The sequence below is a fragment of the Pseudomonas sp. xss_2 genome, assembly GCF_043104195.1.
Classification (GTDB): domain Bacteria; phylum Pseudomonadota; class Gammaproteobacteria; order Pseudomonadales; family Pseudomonadaceae; genus Aquipseudomonas; species Aquipseudomonas urmiensis.
On the sequence record NZ_JBICKL010000113.1, the window covers coordinates 1 to 1866 of the forward strand.

Annotated in this window: 5 protein-coding genes; all 5 read right to left on the reverse strand. The window is 61.2% G+C overall.

Features of this window, described 5'->3' with window-relative positions:
• On the reverse strand, positions 1 to 230 hold a 230-nt coding region (locus ACF8K2_RS25815; protein WP_392468762.1), incomplete at its 3' end, for a DUF2895 family protein.
• Positions 227 to 628, reverse strand: coding sequence for a TIGR03750 family conjugal transfer protein (locus ACF8K2_RS25820; protein WP_392468764.1), 402 nt, complete (start codon positions 626 to 628; stop codon positions 227 to 229). The genes ACF8K2_RS25820 and ACF8K2_RS25815, both read right to left, overlap by 4 nt.
• A gap of 7 nt (positions 629 to 635) precedes the next feature.
• Complete coding sequence (locus tag ACF8K2_RS25825) at positions 636 to 1013, reverse strand: TIGR03745 family integrating conjugative element membrane protein (RefSeq protein WP_392468766.1); 378 nt, start codon at positions 1011 to 1013, stop codon at positions 636 to 638.
• A 15-nt stretch (positions 1014 to 1028) separates the two neighbouring features.
• Complete coding sequence (locus ACF8K2_RS25830; RefSeq protein WP_392468768.1) at positions 1029 to 1268, reverse strand: TIGR03758 family integrating conjugative element protein; 240 nt, start codon at positions 1266 to 1268, stop codon at positions 1029 to 1031.
• Positions 1255 to 1497 (reverse strand): RAQPRD family integrative conjugative element protein, encoded by a 243-nt coding sequence (locus tag ACF8K2_RS25835; protein WP_392468771.1) that lies wholly within the window; start codon positions 1495 to 1497, stop codon positions 1255 to 1257. Before ACF8K2_RS25835 ends, ACF8K2_RS25830 begins: the two co-directional genes overlap by 14 nt.
• Positions 1498 to 1866: the final 369 nt, after the last annotated feature.

Consider the following 1866-nt stretch of genomic DNA (forward strand, 5'->3'; position numbering starts at 1 on the left):
TGGCCGAAGATATACAGGGCGAAGGCATAGATGTTCTCGGGCGGCACATCCCACCATTTGCGTGTGCTGCCGGAGCGCAGATCCGGCGGCACGTGGATGGTCAGTTCGGAGGGGGCGGACTGCCAGCCATACCAGAACCCACTGCACAGCAGCGCCAGGGTCGCTACGACCAGGCGCAGGCTGAAAATGTGCGCCTGCTGCGCATCCACCTTGTTGCGGAAGCGGCTCATGGGGTGGTCCTCATAGGCCGGCGGGTGCGCCGGATCGCCCACGGGCCAGAGTGCAGGATCAGGTACTGAGAGCCGATGCCCCAGTGCACCGCCAGCTGCCACTGCAGGCGTCGATACAACCAGGTCTCGGGGCGGGCGCGCTTGGCCCGACGCAGCAGCTTGCCGCCACCAAGCAGCACCAACGCCATGCACAGGAACATGCAGGTGGGGAGGGTAGCGATGGAGGCGGTGGCTACCGCCAGCGGCCCGCCCAGAATCAGGCCCAGCACGGCACCGATGATCAGGGCGACCCACATCTCGTCGTTGGTGAGGCCGCGCAGGACGGCGGGATCGCGGTTGAGACGTTCCGGCAGGAAGGTTAGCGTGCCATCAGGCAGGGTGGCAGGGACGTCGGGCATGGCAACCTCACAGGATCGTCGCGGCTTTGGTCAGGAACCACAGAATCACCACCACCAGCAGCGCGCCAACACCGACCACGGCGCCGAGGTCCTTCCAGGTCTTGCGCTGGTTTTGCACATCGGCATAGACGGTGAGCGAGTGCCAGGCCACACCTAAAAAGGCGAGGGTGGCGATCAGCAGCCCGAGCAGAATGCCGCCGTCGTAGGCGTAGTTCTTGATGGTGTCGATCAGTCCAGACCCTTCGCCGCGGGACGGCGCTTCCATGGTCGGCAGATCAGCCCAAGCCAGTGTCGAGCTCAGCAGCATCAAACTGCCGAACAGGGCTTTTGTACACGTAGCCCGCAGCAGGAACAGCGGAAGAAGGCAGCGACTGGAGAGTTTCATGGCGGGGTCTCCTGGTTACGACAGCATGAAAAACATCAGCACGATCAAGGCGAGGGCCAGGCGTAGCATGCTGCCGCCAAGTGCGCCGAAATTGAGGTTAGCGGCCGCCCAGCCGCGGTAGCCGGTCCACAAAGCCCAGGCGCACCAGAGCAACGCCAGCACCAGCACCGATGATCGCCACAGCACCGAGCTAAGCTGTGGGGAAAACCCGGCAACGGCGGAGAATGCTGTGAGTTGGGCGTCAGTCATGCTCATCGGAGAGGCTCGAATCTGGTGCTTCAGCTCGGTACTTACCCGACAGCTCGTCTAGGTCAGCTGGCTGTGCGCGTGAGGGCGACAGATAGTTGTGGATGCCTTCACGTACATGTTCGAGATCTGCCGAAAATCTTGGATAGTCGAAGCGATAGCGCGCTCCATCGAGATTATCTGAGCCGCGTGCCGCACGATCGGCCAACAGCTCGATAGCAGTGAGCTGTTGTTGCACAAGTCCCAGATCCGAGCGCTCGCGACTTTCTTGTGCGACAGCTGGGGGGGCACCAAGCAAGTCACAATCAACGGGAAGGCATACATCCTCATGGCGGGCTCCAGAGCAATCTCTGTTCGTCACGATTACTGCGCGGGCGAGTTGAAGCACGAATTAAAAGGATTTTCGGCGTTTCGCTTTAAGGCGCGGTCAGCGGGAGCGGGGTATGACTGACGTTCAGCCATTGAGGATATGTCTGCTTATGCTGCAGCGAGCGCATGACCGGTATCGACCCAGGCTGTGTGAAAACGCAAGTAAGTACGTCGAGTAGCGAAAGAAGCTGGGGCACCCTGTCAACTCAGCAGATCTAAGTGCTGATCTACCTCAGTC